The organism is Pseudomonas sp. PDM04 (assembly GCF_014851765.1).
Lineage (GTDB): Bacteria > Pseudomonadota > Gammaproteobacteria > Pseudomonadales > Pseudomonadaceae > Aquipseudomonas.
Genome location: NZ_JACVAI010000006.1, coordinates 478,154 through 498,992 on the forward strand (window position 1 = coordinate 478,154; position 20,839 = coordinate 498,992).

Here is a 20,839-nt window from a genome sequence, read left to right on the forward strand (position 1 = left end):
AGGCCCGCTCCCACAGGTACACAGGCGACTTCGTGCGCTTACGCCAGGGTGTACCCATGATCGACCCGCCAATCCTGGCCGTACACGCCGCGCGCGCCCTGGGACAGTTGGAAGACGATCACGTTGGCCACCGCGCCGGCGTCGAGGAAATGGCCGGGCAGCAGGCGTTTGCCGAGGCTGTCGGCAACGTCGTCGAGTTCGCCGTCGCTCAGGCCCAGGTTGTCCCACATCGAGGTGGCGGTGGGGCCCGGTGACACCAGGTTGATGCGCACGTCGACGCGCGCAAATTCCACCGCCAGCGTCCGCGCCTGAGCCGCCAATGCGGCCTTGCTGGCGATGCAGGCGGCGAGGCCGGGAAAGCTCGAGCCGGTGAGGAAACTGCCGACAAACACCACCGACGCCGGACTCGCCAGCTCACCGCGCAACGCCGCCAGGGTGTTCAACGCCCCGGCACCGTTGACCGCCCATTGGCGCTGGAAGGCCGACAAATCGAGGCTATCGGCCATTTCGGCAATCCCCGCGTTGGGCACCAGGTAATCCACCGGCCCCAATGCCGCCGCGCGTTGCGCCAGCGCTTGCAGGTCCTGCTCGCAGGTGACGTCGCCGGCCAACCATTGCAACCGCTCGCCATAGATCTGCTGCAAGGTCGGCAAATCACCCGCCGTTCGCGACATTGCCAACACCTTCACCCCACGGGGCAACAGCGCCGCGCACAAGGCCAGGCCAATCCCGGAACTGGCGCCGGTGATCACCGCCAAACGATCCTGAAACTCGGTTTTCATCATGTTCTCCTGGGCATCGTCGATGCCGGGCACTCGCCACATTGCGGGAGGCTATCTTTGAACAGGCGTGGAAATACCGACTTGACGGCGATCAGATTTTCACAATGGGGCGGTATGTGGAGCCTGTGGGAGCGAGCCCGCTCGCGACAGCGGCGGCACATTCGACAGGAGTGTCGTCTGCCCTGCCGTCATCGCGAGCAGGCTCGCTCCCACCATGGCGTGGTGCGATCAATGGGTGGAATGCGACATCGCCGGCTGCTGCAACACCGACTGGTCGATTTCGCTGAAACGCAGCACCCTACCGCCCTGCTCCTCGGCCAGTTTGTCGGCCATGTGCTTGCTGGAGAACGACGCCAACACCACGCCCATCGCGCCCTTGAGTCGGGTGCCCACCACGTAGAAGGCATCCCGGGCATCAATCAGATGGGCATCATCGGGCTTGTCCCACGGGCTGCGCCCCATGTCGTGCACATACAGCCTGGCATCGCCATGCTGGTTTTCCGGTTGCAGCCACCAGCCGATCATCTCCGCCGTGGAGCAGAATTTCTTCACCCCGCTGCGCTCCACCACTTCGCCCTTGGGTCCGGGAAAACCTTCGATGATCATGCCGCAGACGTGGCATTCATCGCTGGGGTGAAACGCCGTGGGCTTATCGCTATAGCGGGCTTGCACGGGTTTGTCACAGGCCGTCAGCATCAGGCAGGCCATCAAGCCAGCCACTGCGCCCAGCGCCTTCAGGGTAAACGTACTCATCGTCAACTGCTCCAGACATTTTCAAGACAGGAATTCAGCTCGCCCGGCGACGGAACACCAGCCAGGCCGAGCCCAACGGCGCCGCGACCCACAGCAACAGGCACAGCCAGAGCATCGTGCCCGGCACGGGCAGGTCGCTGCCCAGGCTCAGCACGCCGGCAGTACTGGCGCCGCCGTCGAAACCGGAGAGGTTGATCAGGCGATAGATGTCCGCCGGGTTGAGCAGCAGCAACCACGGCAGCACCCGGGGATTGAACTGCCCTTCGCTGAGCACCAGCAGCGCCAGCAGCACCAGGTCGAACACCAGCACAAAGAAGAACCACACCCCCAGGGCCAGGCCGGCGGCCGTCGATTTTTCCGCGGAGATGCTGCTCAACACGTATGCCAGGCCCAGGAAGCCCCAGCCCAGCAGCGTCGACGACAGCATGAAGCGGGCAAAGGCCCAGACCAGCAGGCTGAGTTCGACGTCGTCCACCAGCACCGCAATCGCCAGCATCGCGCAGCCGAAACCGATCAGCGTCGCCAGCGCGAGGATGCCGCCGTGACCGATGAACTTGCCGAGTAGGATGTGCCCGCGCCCCAACGGATAGGTGAGCAACAGCAACAGGGTGCCGCTCTCGTCCTCGCCGACGATGGCGTCATAGGCCAGCAACAAGGCAATCAGCGGCATCAGGAAGGTTGCCAGGCTGGCCAGGCTGGCGATGGTCGCGGGCACCGAGGTAAAGCCCAATTGCCCGGACGCCGCTGCGCCCAGCCAGGCGATACCGGTGGCCAGGATCGCGAACAACAGGCTGATCGCCAACAACCAGCGATTGCGCAGGCCGTCACTGAACTCCTTGCGGGCCATGTTCCAGATCGGGTTCATGCGGTCTCTCCATTGCCGTGTGCAGCGGCCTGGCCCATGTAGTAGCGGTACAGGTCTTCCAGCGACGGTGGGGCGATTTCCACGTCGCTGGGGTCATCTTCGTTGAGCAACTGGCGCAACAGGTCCAGCTTGCTGCCATTGAGCGCCGCCACTTCCAGCCCCTCCACGCCCCAGCGCTGGGTGACGTGCCCGGCGCGGTTCCAGGAGGCCTGCAACGGCCCGGCACGCTTGAGTCCATTGGCACGCAGCAGCGTCGGCAATCCGGCGTCCTCGCGCAGTTTGCGCAGGCTGCCAAGCGCCAGCAGCCGGCCCTGGGTCAGGATCGCCGCACGGTTGATGTGCGCCTCGACCCCCGGCAAGACGTGTGAACAGATGATGATGCTGGTGCCCTGGCTGCGCAGCCGGTCGAGCAAGCGGTAGAGATCCTGGGTAGCGATCGGATCGAGGCCCACGGTCGGCTCGTCGAGCAACAGCAGGCGCGGTTCGCCGAGCAATGCCTGCGCCAGCCCGAGACGTTGGCGCATGCCCTTGGAGTAAGTCTTGACCCGTCGACGCGCCGCAGCCGCCAGGCCCACCTCCTCCAGCAACCGGTCCACCTGGGCATTCGAGGCGCCCTTGAGCCGGGCGAAATGGCGCAGGGTTTCCAGGCCACTCATCTGCGGGTAGAACGTCACGTTCTCCGGCAGGTAACCGAGCATTTGCCGTACGTGCGGATCGCTGGGCAAACGGTCGAACACCCGCACCTGGCCTGCGCTGGGCTGGAGCAGGCCCAGCACCAGTTTCATGCTGGTGGTCTTGCCCGCGCCGTTGTGGCCGAACAGGCCCAGCACTTCGCCCTCGCCCAGGCTCAGGTTCAGGTCATGCAATACGGTGGTCTGCCCATAGCGCTGGCTGACGCCTTGGATGTCGATGACATTCATCCGATGGGCTCCTTGGTCAGGTTTTCTGTGGTCGGTTTCATCAGCGGGTGGCTGTCCATGACGCCCGGCGACTTCATCACCGGGAACGCCCGTTGCACCCAGCGCAGCAATTCGATGCCCGGGCTGTTCATCAGCAGGCGCACCTGCGGGTACAGCCACAACAGGCGGTCGACGTTGTCATTGGGTTCGTAGGCGATATCGCCCAGGCCATCGTTGTTGCGGTCCCAGCCCAGGTAGTCGCTCCAGTAATTGCCACGGCCGTCGAGCGACCATTCCTGCAAGCGGGTCGCGACGTACTTGACCTGACGCTGATTGCCGACGAATGCGTTGTCGGCAATGCGGTTGTCTTCGGAGCCGGCGGTGAGATGAATGCCCACGGCACTGCGCTCGAAGTGGTTGTGTTCGATGCTGTTGAACAGCGAGTTGTAGATGAACAGTGCCTTGCCTTCGGCACCGGCGATCATGGTGTCGCCGGTCGAGCCGTCGCGCACATCGGTGACGAAGTTGTCGCGCAGGGTCGAATAGGTGATGTAGTTCATCAGGATCCCGTAATTCTGATCCTGCTCGGAGCGATTGCCGGTCACCGTGAGCTTGCGGCTTTGCATCAGGGCGTAGCCGGTGCGGGTGCGGCGGGTGATGTTGTCGAGCACCTGGTTGTCGTTGGCGAACATGTAATGCACGCCGTAACGCAGGTCTTCCAGGGTATTGCCTTGCAGCAGGTTGCCATTGGAGGTGTCGATGTAGATGCCGTCACGGGCGTCGCGCACGTGGTTGCCAATGACCCGGGCACCCCGCACGGCATACAGGTGAATGCCGTTGCCGCGGTCCTGGGAACGCATCTGGGGGTCACCCTGGATGCGGTTGTCGATCAGGCTCACGTCCCGGGTGCTGTCGACCCAGATGCCAAAGCCCTGGCCTTGCATGCGATTGCCCCTGATCACTGCGCCACGGGCCTTGGGTTGCAGGAACACGGCCGAGTTCATGGCCGTGAGATCGTGCCCCCAATCGAGAAAGGTGCAGCCTTCGATACTGACATCGGGGGCGCTGACGATGACCCCGTTGCCCTGCCCCAGCGCCTGGAACACGGCGCCGGGTGCACAGACAATGTGCATCGGCCGGTCGACGCTGAACGAGCCTCGGTACTCGCCCGCCGGCAGGTGCCAGCGTTGTTCAGCGTCCACCTGCAACGGCAGGTCAGTGATGGGTTGCACCGCCAGCGCGCTGCCGGACATCGACAGCAGCGCGAACGCGATCACCTTGATCGGACAGCCCTTGATTGCGGTCATCGCTGCGCTCCTGTCGATGGCCAACCGTCAGGCCCGCTCGACCATCATGCGGCCGACCATTTCCATGTGCAGGGCGTGACAGAACCAGCTGCAGTAGTACCAGTGCAGGCCGGGCTTGTCGGCGATGAAGGTGATGGATGAGGTCTGCTGCGGGCTGATCTCCATGCTCGCGCCGTGATTGGTCATGACGAAGCCGTGGGACACGTCCTCGATCTGGTCGATGTTGGTGATGGTCACCGTCACTTCATCGCCCTGCTTGACGGTGAACTCGGTCAGCCCGTACGCCGGCGCCATGGAGGTCATGTAGACCCGCACTTTCTTGCCGTCGCGGATGACCTTGTTGTCAGTCTCCAGGTTGATCCCGTCCTTCTTGGCCCGCGCCACGGTGCCGGCGAAGAACGGGTCGTTGCGGTCCCAGATCTTCTTGGTCTTGATCTGGTCGCGGCGCGCGAGGATGCAGTCGTGGGGTTCGGCAAAGGTCGGACCGTCGTGCACCAGCTTCATTTCGTCGCCGGAAATATCGATCAACTGGTCGTTTTCCGGGTGCAGCGGTCCGGTCGGCAGGAAGCGGTCCTTGGAGAACTTGCACAACACCACCAGCCACTTGCCGTCGGCGTCGCTGGTTTCGGTCAGCGAGGCGTGGTTATGGCCCGGCTGGTAATGCACGTCGAGCTTCTGCTTGATGTAGTTGACCTTCTCGCCCTTGTAGGCACGGATCGCCTCTTCCACGTTCCACTTCACCACCTGGCTGTCGATGAACAGCGTGGTGTAGGCATTGCCGCGACCGTCGTAGGTGGTGTGCAGCGGGCCCAGGCCCAGCTCGGGCTCGGCGACGATGACCTCGCGCGGGTCCTTGTACTTGTCGGCAAACAGGTCGTCCAGGCGGGCGATCTCGATGATCGACACCGTGGGCGAGAGCTTGCCGTTGGCAATGAAGTATTTGCCGTCGGGGGACGTGTTACAGCCGTGCGGGTTCTTCGGCACCGGGATGTAGCGGGTGAACTCGGAGTCCTTGCCATCGACTTTGCGGCCGTCCACCACCGGTGTTTTCGAGCCGTCCAGGGTGATGAACTTGCCGGCCTTGATCGCCGCCTCGATGCGCGGAATGTTGAACACCACGACCCAGTCGCGTTCGTTGCGCATCATGCCGCCGAGGTCGTAGGCCTTCTCCGAGTTGTAGCAGGTGGCCGCCGCGTACTTGCCGGTGAAATCGGCATCGGTGTTGTCGAGGTTGCCGTCGACGATCACCTGGAACGCCATTTCCATTTTCTCGGCGTCGATGGCGTTGAACAGGGTGAAACTGTTCTTGTCCTGCAGGTCGAAGGTGTGGCCGTCATTCGGGTGCGGGATGACGAATTCGCCGTTGGCGAACACGTATTTGGTGTAGGGCACTTTCTGCAGGCGCAGGCCGTGGATCGCCTGTACGTTCGGCACGGTGAGGATCTTGTCGCACTTCATGATGTCCAGGCGGATACGCGCGACGCGGGTGTTGGCCTTGTCGTTGATGAACAGGTACTTGCCGTCGTACTTGCCGTCGGTCATGGAGATGTGCGGGTGGTGGCAGTCGCCGTTGAGGAACTTGGCGCTGTCGCCCAGGATCGCCTTGCTCTCGTTGGTCAGGCCCCAACCGGTGGCAGAGTCGACGTTGAACACCGGAATGCGCATCAACTCGCGCATCGACGGCACGCCCAGTACCCGCACCTCCCCCTGATGACCGCCGCTCCAGAAGCCGTAGTATTCATCCAGCTCGCCGGGGGCGACATGGATCTTCGACTGCGCATCCTTGACGGCCGCCGCCCAGGACTCGCGGGTGAATGCCATGCCACCCAGGGCCGTGGCGCCCGCCAGTACCGCCCCGGTCATGGCGCTGCCACCCAGGAAACCGCGACGGCTCAAGCCCGCCGGGTCTTCTTCCTGTCCGGTTGTGGTGGATTCTTTGTCGGTCATCTTGTGTTACTCCTTGAAGGGAAAAACGGACACGGCGCACCTGCGCGCGTGGAACTCATTCAGCAGCCGCCACTTCCACGACGGGTATCAGTTGCGCGGCCACGGGCGCCGTTTTGTTGCGCTTCTTGCGCTTGTTGATCAGCGGCGGGCATTTGTTGTCGTTGTGGTAAGTCATCTGGCAATCGAGGCAGTAGTGGCACTCGTTGGCATTGATCCGGCCATCGGGGTGAATGGCCTGGATCTCGCATTCCCTGGCGCACAACTGGCAGGGGTTGCCGCATTCCTTGCGACGCTTGAGCCAGTCGAACAGGCGCAATCGGGTCGGGATCGCCAGCGCCGCGCCCAGCGGGCAGATGTAGCGGCAATAGACTTTGCGCGTGAACACATTGATGACCAGCAGCGCCAGCGCGTAGAGCACGAACCACCACTGGCGGTCGAACCGCAGCGTGATCGCCGTCTTGAACGGCTCCACTTCGGCGAACTGCTCGGCCGTGGACATCGACTCCAGGGAGAGGCCGAACAGCAACAGCAAAATGATGTACTTGATCGCCCAGAGTCGTTCATGCACGGCGAAGGGCAACTCGTACTGGGGGATTTTCAACTTGCGCGCGGCTTCGTTGATCAGCTCCTGCAAGGCCCCAAACGGGCACAGCCAGCCGCAGAACACGCCACGACCCCACAGCAGGATGCTGGCGGCGGTGAACACCCAGAGCATGAAGATCAGCGGGTCGGTGAGGAACAGCTCCCAGCGGAAGTTCTGGAACAGCGCATGGACAAACGTCAGCACGTTGACCACCGACAGCTGCCCCAGGGCATACCAGCCCATGAACACCACGGTGAAGATCAGGTAGCCACGGCGCAGCCAGTGCAGGAACCGTGGCTGGCGTGTGAAGGTGTCCTGCAGGAACAGGATGGCCGTCAGCAACAACAAGGCGCTGGCGAGCACAGCGATCTGGAACTGCTTCTGGTACCAGATGTTCAACCACATCGGCCGGCTGGCTTCCTCGATGGCCGCCCGTTCCTCGGCCGTCGGCGCCGGACGTTCGATGTACGGTTCGGGCAGTTGGTAAGCCACTTCGAAGCTGCTGAAGATGCCGTTGACCGGACCGGTCTGGCGACGCACCAGCAACTCCAGGGACCAGGGCGACCCCGGATCGAACCCGGCCCCCTGGCGCACGATGAACACGGACAGCTCATCGAATTCGGGCATGCCCTGGGCAAACACGTCGGAGAGTCGCTGATGGTCCATGTCGCGGAAGCTGATGACATTGCCGAACTGGCGCAATTGCACCCGGTCGAAAATCCCGCCGCGCACATAGCCCGAGCCCTTGAAGGAGTACTGCCCTCGCCCGAGCACCGCGATGGCCTGCTCGCCGGGCTTGAGCGCCTGCGTCAGGAAACGGTATTGGTTGTCGCCCAGCAGCGCGCGGCCGATGGTCGGCGGGTTGAGGTCGGCGGTGTACAGGTCGATGAAGGTGTCGTTGACCTGGTCGGGGCCGGCGTTTTCCACGCCTTCAGCCTCAGTGCCCTTGAAGGCCGCATCGACCTGGCCACGGGTCAGGTGCAGCCGGCGGATGGAGCCGTCACCGGTCAATTGCTCCCAGTCGGCGGGCTGGTAGAAGTCCTGGCGGACGATGGCCGGTTTTTTCGTCACGCCACGGGTTTCGGCAATCAGCTTGAGCGACACCGCCACATCATGGGCGGCCCGCATGATGACTTCATTGACCACCATGGCGGTGACCGTGGCGCCGGCGATCGCATCCACGGTGACGGCGCTCTGGTCGCTGGAACGGCCGACGACCACCCGCTGCGTGACCTTGATGCCTTTGTAGCGGGCGCTGAAGCCATGGAGTTTTTCTTCGGGAATGCCGATCAGCAGGATGGGCTCATGGTGCTCCAGGACATAGGCATCCTGGATGACCCCGGCGGTGTCGAGAATCACCTGGGTATTGATCGGTTTACCCGAGTAGGCCGGGATGTCCACCACGTCCAGGCTCTGGAACACATAGCCGATGACCTTGCCGGCGGCAGACAGCGTGCGCACCTTGAACCGGCCCAGCGGCTCGGACACCGCATCGGTCTGCGGGAACACCTTGTCGATTCGCTGCCGTTCGATGTCGCCATAGGATTTGGCCTGCACCGTCGCGAACACCGCGATCATCAACAGCACCAGCACCACCAGCCCGACACTCCAATAGCGTGGGAAGACATGTCGCGGAGGCTGGAAGGCTGTCATGGATGGGCTGATTTCGAAGGGGCTTGCGGCCATCTTAGGTAGCGATTGGCCACTTGCCCTTGATTGAAATCAACTCGACAGAAAACCCCGTATCAGAGCGCGTACGGGGCTTAAACGGTGCGGGAAAAGCGGCCTTTCTGTTCTCCACCCAGGTACGCATCAAACGCCATGGCGGCGCTGCGCATCATCAAATGGCCCTGGGGCAACAGCACCAGTTCGGTCGGGTGAATCTGCAGCAGTCCGTCACGCACATGCTCTTCGAGCTGCGCCAGCGCCTCGGCGAAATACTCGGTAAAACGAATGCCATGGCGTGCCTCGAACGTGCCGAAGTCGATACGCCCATGGCACATCAGGTCGCTGATCACTTCGCGGCGCAACAGGTCGTCGGCGCTCAGGCGGTAGCCGCGGTGCACCGGCAGCAAACCCTGGTCGATGCGCGCGTAATACTGCGAAAGCTCCTTGACGCTCTGGCTGTAGCTGTCGCCGACCTTGCCGATCGACGACACACCCAGGCCGATCAAGTCGCAGTCGGCATGGGTCGAATACCCCTGGAAATTACGTTGCAGGGTGCCGCGCGTGCGGGCCAGTGCCAGCTCATCATCCGGCAAGGCGAAATGATCCATGCCGATGTAGACGTACCCGGCTTGGGTCAGGCGGCGAATGGTCAGTTCGAGCAGTTCGAGCTTGCGCTCCGGTGGCGGCATGTCCTGCGGACGGATCAGGCGTTGCGCACGCACCATCTCCGGCAGGTGTGCATAGCTGTAGGCCGCGATGCGGTCCGGGCGCAAGGCAATGATCTTGCCCAGAGTGACGTCGAAACTCTCCACCGTTTGCAGTGGCAAACCGTAGATCAGGTCGACGCTGACCGACTTGAAGCGCGCCTGGCGTGCCGCCGCGACCAACGCATGAATCTGTTCTTCGCTTTGCTGGCGATTGACCGCCGCCTGCACGTCGGGATCGAAGTCCTGCACGCCGAAACTCAGGCGATTGAAACCCAGTTGGCGCAAGGTCTCGATGCGTTCGGTGCTGATGGTGCGCGGGTCGACTTCGATGGAAAACTCGTGATTGTCACTGTCGTCCATGTCGAAAGACTGGTGCAGACAGTCCATCAGGTCGGCCAACTGCTCGCCGGTCAGGTAGGTCGGGGTCCCGCCACCCAGGTGCAGTTGCGTGAGCTTGCGCGTGCTGTCGAACAGGGCCGACTGCATGGCGATTTCACGCTTGAGGTAGGTCAGGTACTCCACGGCCCGATGGGTCTTCTGGGTGATGATTTTGTTGCAGGCGCAGTAGTAGCAAAGACTTTTGCAGAACGGAATGTGGATGTACACCGACAGCGGTTTCGGCGCTGCGGCCTGATTGCTGCTCCGGGCCGCCTGCTGGTAGTCATCGACGGCAAACGCCTGATGAAACTGTGGCGCCGTCGGGTAAGAGGTGTAGCGCGGCCCCGGCCGGTCGTACTTCTCGACCAAGGCGCGATTGAAATCAAACGAAGATTTCATCAAATCGACTCACACATAGGGTTAATGCCTTGCACTGCCCGATTCCTTTTCAAACAGATGGCAGATACCGTCCACTTCTTGCCGACCGGCAGGAAGAATGCTGATGAAACGGTCCGATAACTCGATCAGGCCGTCACGACTCAATTGCTCCAGCAGTGGCCAGACCGAGGCGAAGTAGCGGGGAAAAACCAGACCGTAGCGTCGCTCGATGGCACGGATATCCAACTCCAGGTCACACGCCAGCCGTTCCGTGACCGTGTGACGGATCTGCTCCCCCGACTCGAAACGCCACCCCCGGGCCGTCGGCAGTTGATCGTTGTCCAACTGGCGCTGATAACGCTCGATCACCTCGGTGTTCTGCGTGTACAGGTCATCGATCTGACTGATGGCGCCCACACCGAAGCCAATGTGGTCACAGAAGCCATGACGGGTAAAACCGTCGCAAGTGCGACGCAAGCGGCCGCGCTCCTGAGCGATGGCCAAGTCATCGTCGGGGCGCACGAACTGCCCCATGCCAATGTAGTGGTAACCGGCAGCGATCAACTGTTCGAAGCAGATCTGGCGCATCGCGCCCTTGTCCTCCTGGCTGCACAACGCCCTGACCTTGTCACCGATCATCGGCCGGTAGCGGCGTGGCGGCCGCGCATAGTCGAATACCATCAACCGGTCCGGCTCCAGCTCGATGATCGTCCTGAGCTTCGCGGCAAAACTGTCCGGTGTCTGCCAGGCATGGCCGAAGCCCAGGTCGACATTGACCGAGCGGAAACCGAAGGTGCGTGCGGCATCGATCAGGGAATTGATCGGCGCCGGGTCCTGGTAGCACGCCACCGACCGCTCGCACTCGGCGTCGATGTCCGGGACACCGATGCTGACGTGGTTGAAACCCTGCTCGCGCAACGCGCCCATGATCGACCAATCGGTGTGCTGCAAGTCGACCTCGGCGCTGTAGTCGCCGCACTCATGCTCGAGGAAATGAAATCGACGACGCAGATGATTCATCAACTGCTGGAGATGGGCGATGCTCGGGGTGCCACCGCCCAGGTGAAACTGCTCGACCCGCTGATCCGGGCTGAGGTGACAACCGACCAGATCGATCTCGCGCTTCAGGCGCTCCAGGTACTGCTCCAGGGCGGCGTGCTCGCCGAGCGTCTCGGGCGGTGTGTAGCAGGATGACGTGAGGTTCGACGGCAGTTGAACGTTCAGCGACAACGGCCGGCGCTTCTGGCGGCTGACGCGCACGGCGCGCAGCAGGTCCAGGGAGCCGATGCCGTCGTGGAATTTTTGCGTATCGGCATGACAGTTGGGGTCGAGTACGCCCTGATCGCAGCGAGCGACCGGCTCGCCGGGTTTGGCAAAGAAATCGAGCATGACGGGTCTCCGAGACGGGTCGCAGGCCCTTAGTTTCCGGGATTGCCGTTCAACGCTCCTTGACTTGTATCAAGCTGCAAGCCACGGGTTTAAAGGAGCGGACCGCCGGTCACCAGGTCAGGAAAAACATGCCCTTGGCCAGCAAGACGATGACCACCATGTGGCAGAACACGCTGGCATGGATGAAATGCACGTAACGGGCGTTCATGCGCCCGGTCTTGAACAGGATCATGGCCGCCAGGAAATGCCCGAGTACGCTCACGGCGGCGAGGATTTTCAGCATCAGCAAGGTGCCGAACGACGAGGCCAGAGGCGTGGCCAACAGCGGCAGGTAACGCAACCAGACCATGCCGATGCCTGCGCCGAACAACACCAGCAACACCCAGGGCATCAACTGGCGGGCACGGCGGGCCACGCCCTCCTCGACCAGCAGCATCACTTTGGCGGGCAACTTCTTGCGAATGTTTTCCAGAAACAGCACTTCGAAGAACACCGTGCCAATGAAGATCAGCGCGGCAAACAGGTGCAAGGTGAGAAACAGCGGATAAAGCATGGGGTTCTGGCGCTCGAGTCGGGCCTGCGTGCAGCATACCGGCCCCGTTGAGTCATCCGGTTGATGCCAATCAAGAAACCGCCATCGCCCTGGCGAACACCCCTCAACCGAAAATAAAGGGAACTGGCACTACGCCATCCCTGTCGGAAGCGTATCACCTGGAGAATATGGTCGATGCGCGCCCGGCATTTTGAAATCACCTACTGTTTGAACGATTCTCGTCGACTGTTCGTCCAGCCGGACTCGCACATGACCGATGACGACGCGTGGTACTACGCGTGCCTGCATGCGGATGTCGGGATCTGGTATGGGGATGGCAGCACGGAACTCCGCGAACACGCGCAAATGGCCGGTTTGACCAAGGTCAGGTGGGAGGAGTTGCCGTAACGGGAGCGTCGATACCAAACCAGCAAAACCAATGTGGGAGCGAGCCTGCTCGCGATGGTGGTATGTCAGTCGACATCACTCTCGACTGACACATCGTTATCGCGAGCAGGCTCGCTCCCACAGTTTTTTGCCTTGCATCATGACCCGCTCAGCGGATCAACAGCACTTCGGCCCGGCCTTGCTGCCGTAACGGGCTTCCTGGCGTTCGCGGAAGAACACCTCGTAGCTCATCACCGGTTTGTCCGGGTGTTTGTTCTGCATGTGCTCGACGTAGGTGTCGTAGTCGGGCATGCCGACCATCAGGCGTGCAGCCTGACCGAGGTATTTACCCAGGCGACTCAGGTCATTGAACATGCTGCACTCCTCGATCAGGCATCCGGTACAGGCTGGAACGGTGCTTCTTTATCCGTACGCTCCTTGGTGCCCCAGGCGGCGACACCGACCTTGAGCGCGAAGAACAGGATGCTGAAGACCACCAGCAGGAACAGCGCGGTCAGCGTGGCGTTGGTGTAGGCGTTGTAGATCACGTGCTGCATCTGATCGATGTTCTTGGCAGGTGCCAGCACCTGACCGTTGGCCAGCGCATCGCTGTATTTCTTCGCCAGCGACAGGAAGCCGATCGCCGGGTTGGCGTCGAACAGCTTGATGAAACCGGCAGTCGTGGTGCAGATCAGCAGCCAGACCGCAGGCAGCATGGTCACCCAGACATAGCGCTGTCGCTTCATCTTGATCAGCACCACGGTCGCCAACATCAGCGCGATACCCGCCAGCATCTGGTTGGAGATGCCGAACAGTGGCCACAGGGTGTTGATGCCACCCAGCGGATCGATCACGCCCTGGTACAGCAGGTATCCCCACATCGCCACACAACCGGCGGTGGCGATCAGGTTGGCGGTCCAGGATTCGGTGCGTTTCAGCGCCGGGACGAAGGAGCCGAGCAGGTCCTGAAGCATGAAACGCCCGGCACGGGTGCCGGCATCCACGGCGGTCAGGATGAACAGCGCTTCGAACAGGATCGCGAAGTGGTACCAGAACGCCATGGTGTTTTCACCCGGCAGGACACTGTGCAGGATCTGCGCGATACCGACCGCCAGGGTCGGCGCACCGCCGGCACGGGCCAGGATGGTGGTTTCACCGATGTCCTTGGCCACGGCCTGCAGCGCTTCGGGGGTAATGGCGAAGCCCCAGCTGCTGACAGTCTGAGCCACGGTCACGGCATCGGAACCGACGATGGCGGCCGGGCTGTTCATGGCGAAGTACACGCCGGGCTCGATCACCGACGCGGCAACCATGGCCATGATGGCGACGAAGGACTCCATCAGCATGCCGCCGTAACCGATGTAGCGAGCATGACCTTCGCTCGCCAGCAACTTGGGCGTGGTGCCCGACGAGATCAGCGCGTGGAAACCGGACACCGCGCCACAGGCAATGGTGATGAACAGGAACGGGAACAGACCGCCCTTCCACACCGGACCGGTGCCGTCGATGAACTGGGTCAGTGCCGGCATTTTCAGCTCGGGCATGGTCACCAGAATACCGATCGCCAGGGCGATGATGGTGCCGATTTTCAGGAACGTGGAGAGGTAGTCGCGTGGAGCCAGGATCAGCCACACCGGCAATACTGCGGCCACGAAACCGTAACCGATCAGCATCCAGGTGATTTGTACGCCGGTGAAGCTGAACGCCTTGGCCCAGGCCGGATCGGCGGCAATCTGCCCGCCCAACCAGATCGAACCGAGCAACAGCAACACGCCGATGACGGAAATCTCACCGATGCGGCCCGGACGGATGTAGCGCATGTAAATGCCCATGAACATCGCGATCGGGAGGGTCGCCATCACCGTGAACATGCCCCATGGGCTCTCGGCCAGAGCCTTGACCACAATCAGCGCCAGCACCGCGAGGATGATGATCATGATCAGGAAGCAGCCAAACAGCGCGATGGTGCCGGGGATGCGACCCATCTCTTCACGCACCATGTCGCCCAGGGAGCGACCGTTGCGGCGAGTGGAGAGGAACAGGACCATGAAGTCCTGCACCGCACCGGCCAGCACCACGCCGGCAATCAGCCACAGCGTGCCGGGCAGGTAGCCCATCTGCGCCGCCAGGACCGGACCGACCAGCGGCCCCGCACCGGCGATGGCTGCGAAGTGGTGACCGAACAGGACGTGTTTGTTGGTTGGAACGAAGTCCAGACCGTCGTTGTTGAGCACGGCGGGCGTGGCTCGATTGGGGTCCAGTTGCATCACCTTGTTGGCGATGAACAGGCTGTAGTAGCGGTAGGCGACTAGGTAGATGGCGACAGCGGCGACTACGATCCAGAGGGCGTTGATCGCTTCGCCGCGGCGCAGGGCCACGACACTCAGCGCGAACGCTCCCAGAACAGCCACGGCAAACCAGGCGAGGTGTTTAGCCAGACGGGGCATACAAGATCTCCTGCCGACAGCTCGTGACTGCGGCGGTAATTTTTATAATTGTGTCCGCTGTGCGGAGCTGGCCCAATATCTGCGCATGGCGTCTACAAATAAATCCGCGTTACTACGTACGTGGCATCTACGTAGTACTACGTAGATAGCCTCTAATCCCCCTCGAAATACAAACCCTGTGGGATCCGTGTTTCAACGGCGAGCCATCGGTCATTCCGCCCGGCAGCACTACTCCAGAAGCGTATCTTTGGCCTATGATGCCGGCCTTCGCCCACCGCCGCCCCGCCCCAGTCCCCTGCAGGAGCCAGGCAGGAGTACACATGCAGCTCAAACACAAAATCGTCGCCCTCGGGATTCTGCCGCTGGTGCTGGCGGTCGCGGTCATCTGCGCGCTGGTGATTTCGCTCAATCGCCATCTGGGCGATCAACAGGCGCAACTGATCGAAGACAGCATCCTGGCGAGCAAGCGTGCCGAGCTGAAAAACTACGTAGAGATGGCCCAGAGCCTGATCGCGCCGCTGTACGACGACGGTCGCGGAGACGCACACGCCCAGCAGCAGGTGCTGGAGGAGCTGCGCAAGCTCAGCTTTGGCATCAATGGCTACTTCTTTGTCTACGACCGCGATGGCCGCAGCCTGATGCATGCGCGGCAATCGGACCTCGTCGGGCAGTACCTCTGGGACATGAAAGACCCGCATGGCCTGCCGGTGATCCAGGCCCTGCTCAAAAGCGCGCAATCGGGCGAAGGCTTTCAGCGTTATGCCTGGAACAAACCCTCCTCCGGCCAGGTGACCGACAAACTGGCCTACGTGGTGATGCTCGACCGCTGGGGCTGGATGCTCGGCACCGGCATTTACCTGGAAGACGTGGAGCGCGCCACCCAACAGGCGCGCGACGAGGTGGCCCAGGGCATCCGCACCACCATGCTGGCGATTGCGGCGGTCGCACTGGTGGCGGTGCTGTTCGTGTTTGCCAGCGGCATGACCCTCAACGTCAGCGAGCACCGCTTGGCGGACAAGAAGCTGCAACGCCTGACCCAGCGCATCGTCAGCTTGCAGGAGGAAGAGCGCTCGCGGGTTTCCCGGGAACTGCACGACGGCATCAGTCAGGTGCTGGTCTCCATCAAGTTCCAGTTCGAGCTGGCCAGCCTGGTCCTGGAAAAGGGCCAGGACCGGGGCCTGGGCATTTTGCGCGAGGCCACCGAACGCCTGGGCGAAGCGATTGGCGAAGTTCGCAGCCTCTCCCACGACTTGCGTTCCTCCCTGCTCGACACCCTCGGCCTCTCCGCTGCCATTGGCCAGCTTGCCGAAGAGTTCGAGCAACGCAGCGGCTTGACCGTGACCTACAACGACAACGAGTTCGATTGCCACCTGGTGGACGGCGCCGCCGTGGCCCTGTTTCGCATCGTGCAGGAAGGCCTGACCAACATCGAACGGCACGCGCAGGCAAAAAACGTCTCCATTACCCTGCGCGGCACGGCACAATCCATTCAACTGACGGTGATCGATGACGGCGTCGGCTTTAATGTCGCCCAGGCCGAGCGCCATCAGGCCGGAATTGGCCTGCGCAACATCCGTGAACGCGTCGAACATTTCGGTGGGCGATTCGAGCTGATCTCGATTCCGGGCAGAACCGGGCTGGACGTGCTGCTGCCCATGAAAATGCCCGGCACCAAACGCTGATTCGACAACAAGAGAGAGATGCCCGTGATGAACCTGCCCTCCCCGATCCGCGTCGCCCTGGTCGACGATCACTCGCTGGTCCGCGACGGCATCAGGGCGTTGCTGTCGGTCATGGCCCCGCTGGAAGTGGTCGGTGAGGCCGAGAACGGTGCCGAGGCCATCGAGATGGTCGGGCGCTGCCAGCCGGACCTGCTGCTGGTCGATATCAGCCTCAAGGACATCAACGGCCTGGAGCTGACCCGCCTGCTGCGCAACCAGTATCCGGCGCTGAAAGTGCTGGTGCTGAGCATGTACGACAATTACGAATACGTGAGCGAATCGGTGCGTTCGGGCGCCAGCGGTTATGTGCTGAAGAACGCCCCGTCACGGGAAATCATCGCGGCCATCGAAGCGATTGCCAGCGGCGGGACCTTCTACAGCGCCGAGATCGCCCAACGGCTGATCGCCGACAAAAGCACCGACAACGAGTTGACCCCGCGCGAAAGCCAGGTGCTGTACAAAATGGCCCAGGGCATGAACAACAAAGAAATGGCCCGGGACCTCGACATCAGCGTGCGCACCGTGGAAACCCACCGCCTGAGCATCCGTCGCAAACTCAACATCGACAAGCCGGCGGCGCTGGTCAAATACGCCATCGATCACGGGATCATTTCCAGGTAGCCCCACCCTGGCGACATGGCGGCTAATGCCCGCGAATGTAATGCTCCAGCTGGCGGACCAGCTCGGTCTGCTCGACGATGGCTTCCTTGACCAGATCACCGATCGACAGCAGACCGATCAGTGCCCCACCCTCCAGCACCGGCAGATGGCGCAGATGGCTGTCGGTCATCACCGCCATGCAGCGCTCGATGCTCTGCTGACTGTCGGCGGTCACCACCGGTGCGCTCATGATGTCGCGCACCGGCGTGCCCACCGACGAACGCCCCTGCAGCACCACCTTGCGTGCGTAATCGCGTTCACTGACCACGCCCACCACCTGCCCCGCCTCGATCACCGGCAAGGCGCCGACATTCTTTTCCGCCATCAGCTTCAGCGCCTCCAGCACCATCTGGTCGGGGGCGATGCTGTGGACCTGCTGGTTCTGCACGATCTTGGTCTTGAGCAACTGTGCGGCTGTTTTCATGTACGTCTCTCCTGCGCCGGCGCCATGGCGCTTGCCTTCAATAAACGCTGACTTCCACGGCGTCGCCGTTCAACCGCACCGGCCACACCCGCAGGCGCTGTTGCGGGTATTCCAGGCAGGTGCCGTCCTCCAGGCGGAAATGCTGTTTGTAGATAGGCGAAGCCACCACCAGATCACCCTTGATGCTGCCCACCAGGCCACGGCCGATGACGTTCGCCCCGGATTGCGGGTCATGGTTGTCGATGGCGTAGAGGGTCTTGCCCTCGGCACCCGGCAGGTAGAACAGCGCCACCTGGGCGCCGTCGAGCCAGACGACCACACCGGAGTTGCTGACCAGGTCCTGTTGCGCACACACGGCCTGCCAGGCGTCGGTGTCGTTCAGGGCCTGTACGCGTTGGGTATTGAGTGGGCTCATCAGACTGTCTCCTCGGTAACCGGGATAAGGTTGAGTTCGGCGGCCATGATCGGCCGGCGCTGACCGCGTTCCTGGACAAAGTGGATGTCCGGGTCCGGGCGTTTATCGTTGACGAAGGTACGGAAGCGCTTGAGTTTTTCCGGGTCTTGCAGGGCGTTGGCCCACTCGCATTCGTAACGGTCCACCACCCATTGCATCTGCGCTTCGAGTTCGGCACCCAGCCCCAGGCTGTCGTGGATGATCACGTCCTTGAGGTAATCGAGGCCGCCGTCCAGGCTCTCGCGCCACACCGAGGTGCGCTGCAGTTTGTCGGCGGTGCGGATGTAGAACATCAGGAAGCGATCGATGTAGCGGATCAGGGTGTCATCGTCCAGGTCGGTGGCGAACAACTCCGCATGACGCGGGCGCATGCCGCCATTGCCAGCGATGTAGAGGTTCCAGCCCTTCTCGGTGGCAATCACGCCGACATCCTTGCTCTGCGCCTCGGCGCATTCACGGGTGCAACCGGACACCGCGAACTTGAGCTTGTGCGGCGAGCGCAGGCCTTTGTAGCGGTCCTCGAGGGTCAGGGCCATTTGCACGCTGTCCTGCACACCGTAGCGGCACCAGGTGCTGCCGACGCAGGATTTGACCGTGCGGGTCGACTTGCCATAGGCATGGCCGGTCTCGAAACCGGCGGCGATCAACTCCGCCCAGATGTCCGGCAACTCGTGCAACTGGGCGCCGAACAGGTCGATGCGCTGGCCGCCGGTGATCTTGGTATAGAGGTCGTATTTCTTCGCCACGACGCCAATCGCGATCAGCTTGTCGGCGGTGATTTCGCCACCGGGGATACGCGGCACCACGGAATAGGTGCCGTTTTTCTGCATGTTGGCCATGAAGGTGTCGTTGGTGTCCTGCAGCGGCACCAGCGAGGCATCCATGATCGGCTGGTTCCAGCAGGAAGCGAGGATATTGCCCACGGCGGGTTTGCAGATATCGCAGCCAGTGTGACCACGGCCGTGTTTGGCCAGCAGTTCTTCGAAACTGATCACCCCTTCGACCCGCACCAGCGCGTACAACTCCTGGCGGGTGTAGGCGAAGTGTTCGCACAGGCTCTTGTCGACACTGACGCCACGCGCCGTCAGTTCATGCTCGAAAACTTGCTTGAGCAAACTGGCACAACCGCCGCAACCGGTGCCCGCCTTGGTCTGCGTCTTGAGCACGCCCAGGTCGGTACAACCGCTGTCGATGGCCGAACAGACGGCGCCCTTGGTCACGTTGTGGCACGAGCAGAGGGTGGCCGACTGCGGCAGCGCGCCCGGGCCCAGGGTCGGTGCGCCTTCGGAAGACGGCAGGATCAGGGCGGCGGGTTCTGCCGGCAGGGCAATGGCGTTCTGCGCGTACTGCAGCAGGGTGTCGTAATAGCTGTTGTCGCCCACCAGCACCGCGCCGATGACGTGCTTGCCGCTCGCGTCCACCACCAAGCGCCGGTAGCTGGCGGTGGTTTCGTCGATGAACTGGTAGCTGCGCGAGCCCGGCGTACTGCCTTGGGCATCACCGATGGAGCCGACGTCGACACCCAGCAATTTGAGCTTGGTCGACATGTCGGCGCCCATGAACGGCTCCGCGACTTCGTTGCACAGTTGCGCCGCGACATTGCGCGCCATCTGGTAGCCCGGCGCGACCAGGCCGAACAGGCTGCCATTCCACGAGGCGCATTCGCCGATGGCGTAGATGGAGGGGTCGCTGGTCAGGCAATGGTTGTCGATGACCGCCCCGCCCCGCGGGCCGATCTCCAGCGCGCATTGCCGGGCCAGCGCATCCTGGGCGCGGATGCCCGCCGAGAACACGATCAGGTCGGTTTCCAGGAATAGCTCGTTGGCGAAATTCATCCGGTAGCGATAGGCCTCGCCCGCGCTGATCGACTGCGTGGCACGGGACAGGTGCACACCAACGCCCAGCCGTTCGATCTGCGCCTTGAGGGCCAAACCGCCCATTTCGTCCAGCTGCACCGGCATCAGGCGCGGGGCGAATTCGACCACGTGGGCTTCCAGACCCAGGCTTTTCAGGGCGTTGGCGGCTTCCAGGCCCAGCAGGCCGCCGCCGACCACCACACCCCGCCGCGCATTGGACGCCGCTGCACGGATCGCATCGAGGTCTTCAAGGGTGCGATACACCAGGCGCGAATCGCCCTCTGCGCCTTCGACCGGCGGCACGAACGGATAGGAGCCGGTGGCCAGGATCAGTTTGTCGTAAGCGGTGTTGCCGTCGGCGGTCACCACCTGGCGACCGGCGCGGTCGATGTCCACGACCGGCACACCCAGGTGCAGGGTCACGCCCGGCCGTTGATACAGCGCGGCGTCACCGAGGGCCAGGGATTCGGCGTCGCGGCCGGTGAAGTATTCGGACAGGTGCACGCGATCATAGGCCCGCATCGGTTCTTCGCTGAAGACGTGAATGCGGTAATGCTCAAGCGCGCCCTTCTCGATCAACTGCTCGACGCAATGATGGCCGACCATGCCATTGCCGATTACGACCAGCGTTTGCAATTTGTTCAACGCGGCAACATTGGAGTTCATAAGGAGCACCTGGCTAAAACGGTTCAAAAAGCAAAA

The 20,839-nt window shown here is 62.4% G+C and carries 18 protein-coding genes; 3 read left to right on the plus strand and 15 right to left on the minus strand.

The window, feature by feature from the left end; all coding sequences use genetic code 11:
* Nucleotides 1-38 precede the first annotated feature (38 nt).
* The 10 genes from IB249_RS24210 to IB249_RS24255 all read right to left on the minus strand — a co-directional run bounded on the left by IB249_RS24210 (nucleotide 39) and on the right by IB249_RS24255 (nucleotide 12,209).
* Nucleotides 39-782 carry an SDR family oxidoreductase gene (locus IB249_RS24210; RefSeq protein WP_192308321.1) on the minus strand — a complete coding sequence of 248 codons (744 nt, stop codon included), beginning with the start codon at nucleotides 780-782 and terminating at the stop codon, nucleotides 39-41.
* A gap of 228 nt (nucleotides 783-1,010) precedes the next feature.
* Complete coding sequence (locus IB249_RS24215; RefSeq protein WP_192308260.1) at nucleotides 1,011-1,535, minus strand: nitrous oxide reductase accessory protein NosL; 525 nt, start codon at nucleotides 1,533-1,535, stop codon at nucleotides 1,011-1,013.
* 34 nt (nucleotides 1,536-1,569) lie between these two features.
* On the minus strand, nucleotides 1,570-2,400 hold the full coding sequence (locus IB249_RS24220) for an ABC transporter permease (protein WP_192308261.1): 831 nt from the start codon (nucleotides 2,398-2,400) through the stop codon (nucleotides 1,570-1,572).
* Nucleotides 2,397-3,320, minus strand: coding sequence for an ABC transporter ATP-binding protein (locus tag IB249_RS24225; protein WP_192308262.1), 924 nt, complete (start codon nucleotides 3,318-3,320; stop codon nucleotides 2,397-2,399). Before IB249_RS24225 ends, IB249_RS24220 begins: the two co-directional genes overlap by 4 nt.
* On the minus strand, nucleotides 3,317-4,606 hold the full coding sequence (locus tag IB249_RS24230) for a nitrous oxide reductase family maturation protein NosD (RefSeq protein WP_192308263.1): 1,290 nt from the start codon (nucleotides 4,604-4,606) through the stop codon (nucleotides 3,317-3,319). Before IB249_RS24230 ends, IB249_RS24225 begins: the two co-directional genes overlap by 4 nt.
* 27 nt (nucleotides 4,607-4,633) lie before the next feature.
* Nucleotides 4,634-6,553 carry a TAT-dependent nitrous-oxide reductase gene (nosZ, locus tag IB249_RS24235; protein WP_192308264.1) on the minus strand — a complete coding sequence of 640 codons (1,920 nt, stop codon included), beginning with the start codon at nucleotides 6,551-6,553 and terminating at the stop codon, nucleotides 4,634-4,636.
* 55 nt (nucleotides 6,554-6,608) lie between these two features.
* On the minus strand, nucleotides 6,609-8,789 hold the full coding sequence (gene nosR / locus IB249_RS24240) for a transcriptional regulator NosR (RefSeq protein ID WP_192308265.1): 2,181 nt from the start codon (nucleotides 8,787-8,789) through the stop codon (nucleotides 6,609-6,611).
* A gap of 110 nt (nucleotides 8,790-8,899) precedes the next feature.
* Nucleotides 8,900-10,288 (minus strand): oxygen-independent coproporphyrinogen III oxidase, encoded by a 1,389-nt coding sequence (gene hemN / locus IB249_RS24245; RefSeq protein ID WP_192308266.1) that lies wholly within the window; start codon nucleotides 10,286-10,288, stop codon nucleotides 8,900-8,902.
* Nucleotides 10,289-10,309: 21 nt separating this feature from the next.
* Nucleotides 10,310-11,656 carry a coproporphyrinogen dehydrogenase gene (locus IB249_RS24250; protein WP_192308267.1) on the minus strand — a complete coding sequence of 449 codons (1,347 nt, stop codon included), beginning with the start codon at nucleotides 11,654-11,656 and terminating at the stop codon, nucleotides 10,310-10,312.
* A 109-nt stretch (nucleotides 11,657-11,765) separates the two neighbouring features.
* Nucleotides 11,766-12,209 carry a CopD family copper resistance protein gene (locus tag IB249_RS24255; protein WP_192308268.1) on the minus strand — a complete coding sequence of 148 codons (444 nt, stop codon included), beginning with the start codon at nucleotides 12,207-12,209 and terminating at the stop codon, nucleotides 11,766-11,768.
* Nucleotides 12,210-12,383: 174 nt separating this feature from the next.
* Here IB249_RS24255 and IB249_RS30030 point away from each other — a divergent pair, with 174 nt between their 5' ends.
* Complete coding sequence (locus IB249_RS30030; protein WP_192308269.1) at nucleotides 12,384-12,596, plus strand: DUF6555 family protein; 213 nt, start codon at nucleotides 12,384-12,386, stop codon at nucleotides 12,594-12,596.
* A gap of 156 nt (nucleotides 12,597-12,752) precedes the next feature.
* On the opposite strand, the gene IB249_RS24265 is transcribed toward IB249_RS30030, so the two are convergent.
* The gene (locus IB249_RS24265) at nucleotides 12,753-12,950 is read right to left on the minus strand and encodes a YbdD/YjiX family protein (protein ID WP_007949127.1); all 198 of its coding nucleotides are present in this window, start codon (nucleotides 12,948-12,950) and stop codon (nucleotides 12,753-12,755) included.
* A gap of 14 nt (nucleotides 12,951-12,964) precedes the next feature.
* Nucleotides 12,965-15,022 carry a carbon starvation CstA family protein gene (locus IB249_RS24270; RefSeq protein ID WP_192308270.1) on the minus strand — a complete coding sequence of 686 codons (2,058 nt, stop codon included), beginning with the start codon at nucleotides 15,020-15,022 and terminating at the stop codon, nucleotides 12,965-12,967.
* 320 nt (nucleotides 15,023-15,342) lie between these two features.
* Here IB249_RS24270 and IB249_RS24275 point away from each other — a divergent pair, with 320 nt between their 5' ends.
* Complete coding sequence (locus tag IB249_RS24275) at nucleotides 15,343-16,704, plus strand: cache domain-containing protein (protein WP_192308271.1); 1,362 nt, start codon at nucleotides 15,343-15,345, stop codon at nucleotides 16,702-16,704.
* Between the two features lie 27 nt (nucleotides 16,705-16,731).
* On the plus strand, nucleotides 16,732-17,364 hold the full coding sequence (locus tag IB249_RS24280) for a response regulator (protein WP_192308272.1): 633 nt from the start codon (nucleotides 16,732-16,734) through the stop codon (nucleotides 17,362-17,364).
* 22 nt (nucleotides 17,365-17,386) lie between these two features.
* Here the strand turns inward: IB249_RS24280 and IB249_RS24285 are convergent, their stop codons facing one another.
* From IB249_RS24285 to nirB, 3 genes are read right to left on the minus strand one after another with little or no spacing between them, the layout of a single operon-like run.
* On the minus strand, nucleotides 17,387-17,827 hold the full coding sequence (locus IB249_RS24285; protein ID WP_192308273.1) for a CBS domain-containing protein: 441 nt from the start codon (nucleotides 17,825-17,827) through the stop codon (nucleotides 17,387-17,389).
* A gap of 37 nt (nucleotides 17,828-17,864) precedes the next feature.
* Nucleotides 17,865-18,242: a nitrite reductase small subunit NirD gene (gene nirD / locus IB249_RS24290; RefSeq protein WP_192308274.1), complete on the minus strand. Its 378-nt coding sequence runs from the start codon at nucleotides 18,240-18,242 to the stop codon at nucleotides 17,865-17,867.
* Nucleotides 18,242-20,803 carry a nitrite reductase large subunit NirB gene (gene nirB, locus IB249_RS24295; protein ID WP_192308275.1) on the minus strand — a complete coding sequence of 854 codons (2,562 nt, stop codon included), beginning with the start codon at nucleotides 20,801-20,803 and terminating at the stop codon, nucleotides 18,242-18,244. Before nirB ends, nirD begins: the two co-directional genes overlap by 1 nt.
* Between the last annotated feature and the right edge of the window lie 36 nt (nucleotides 20,804-20,839).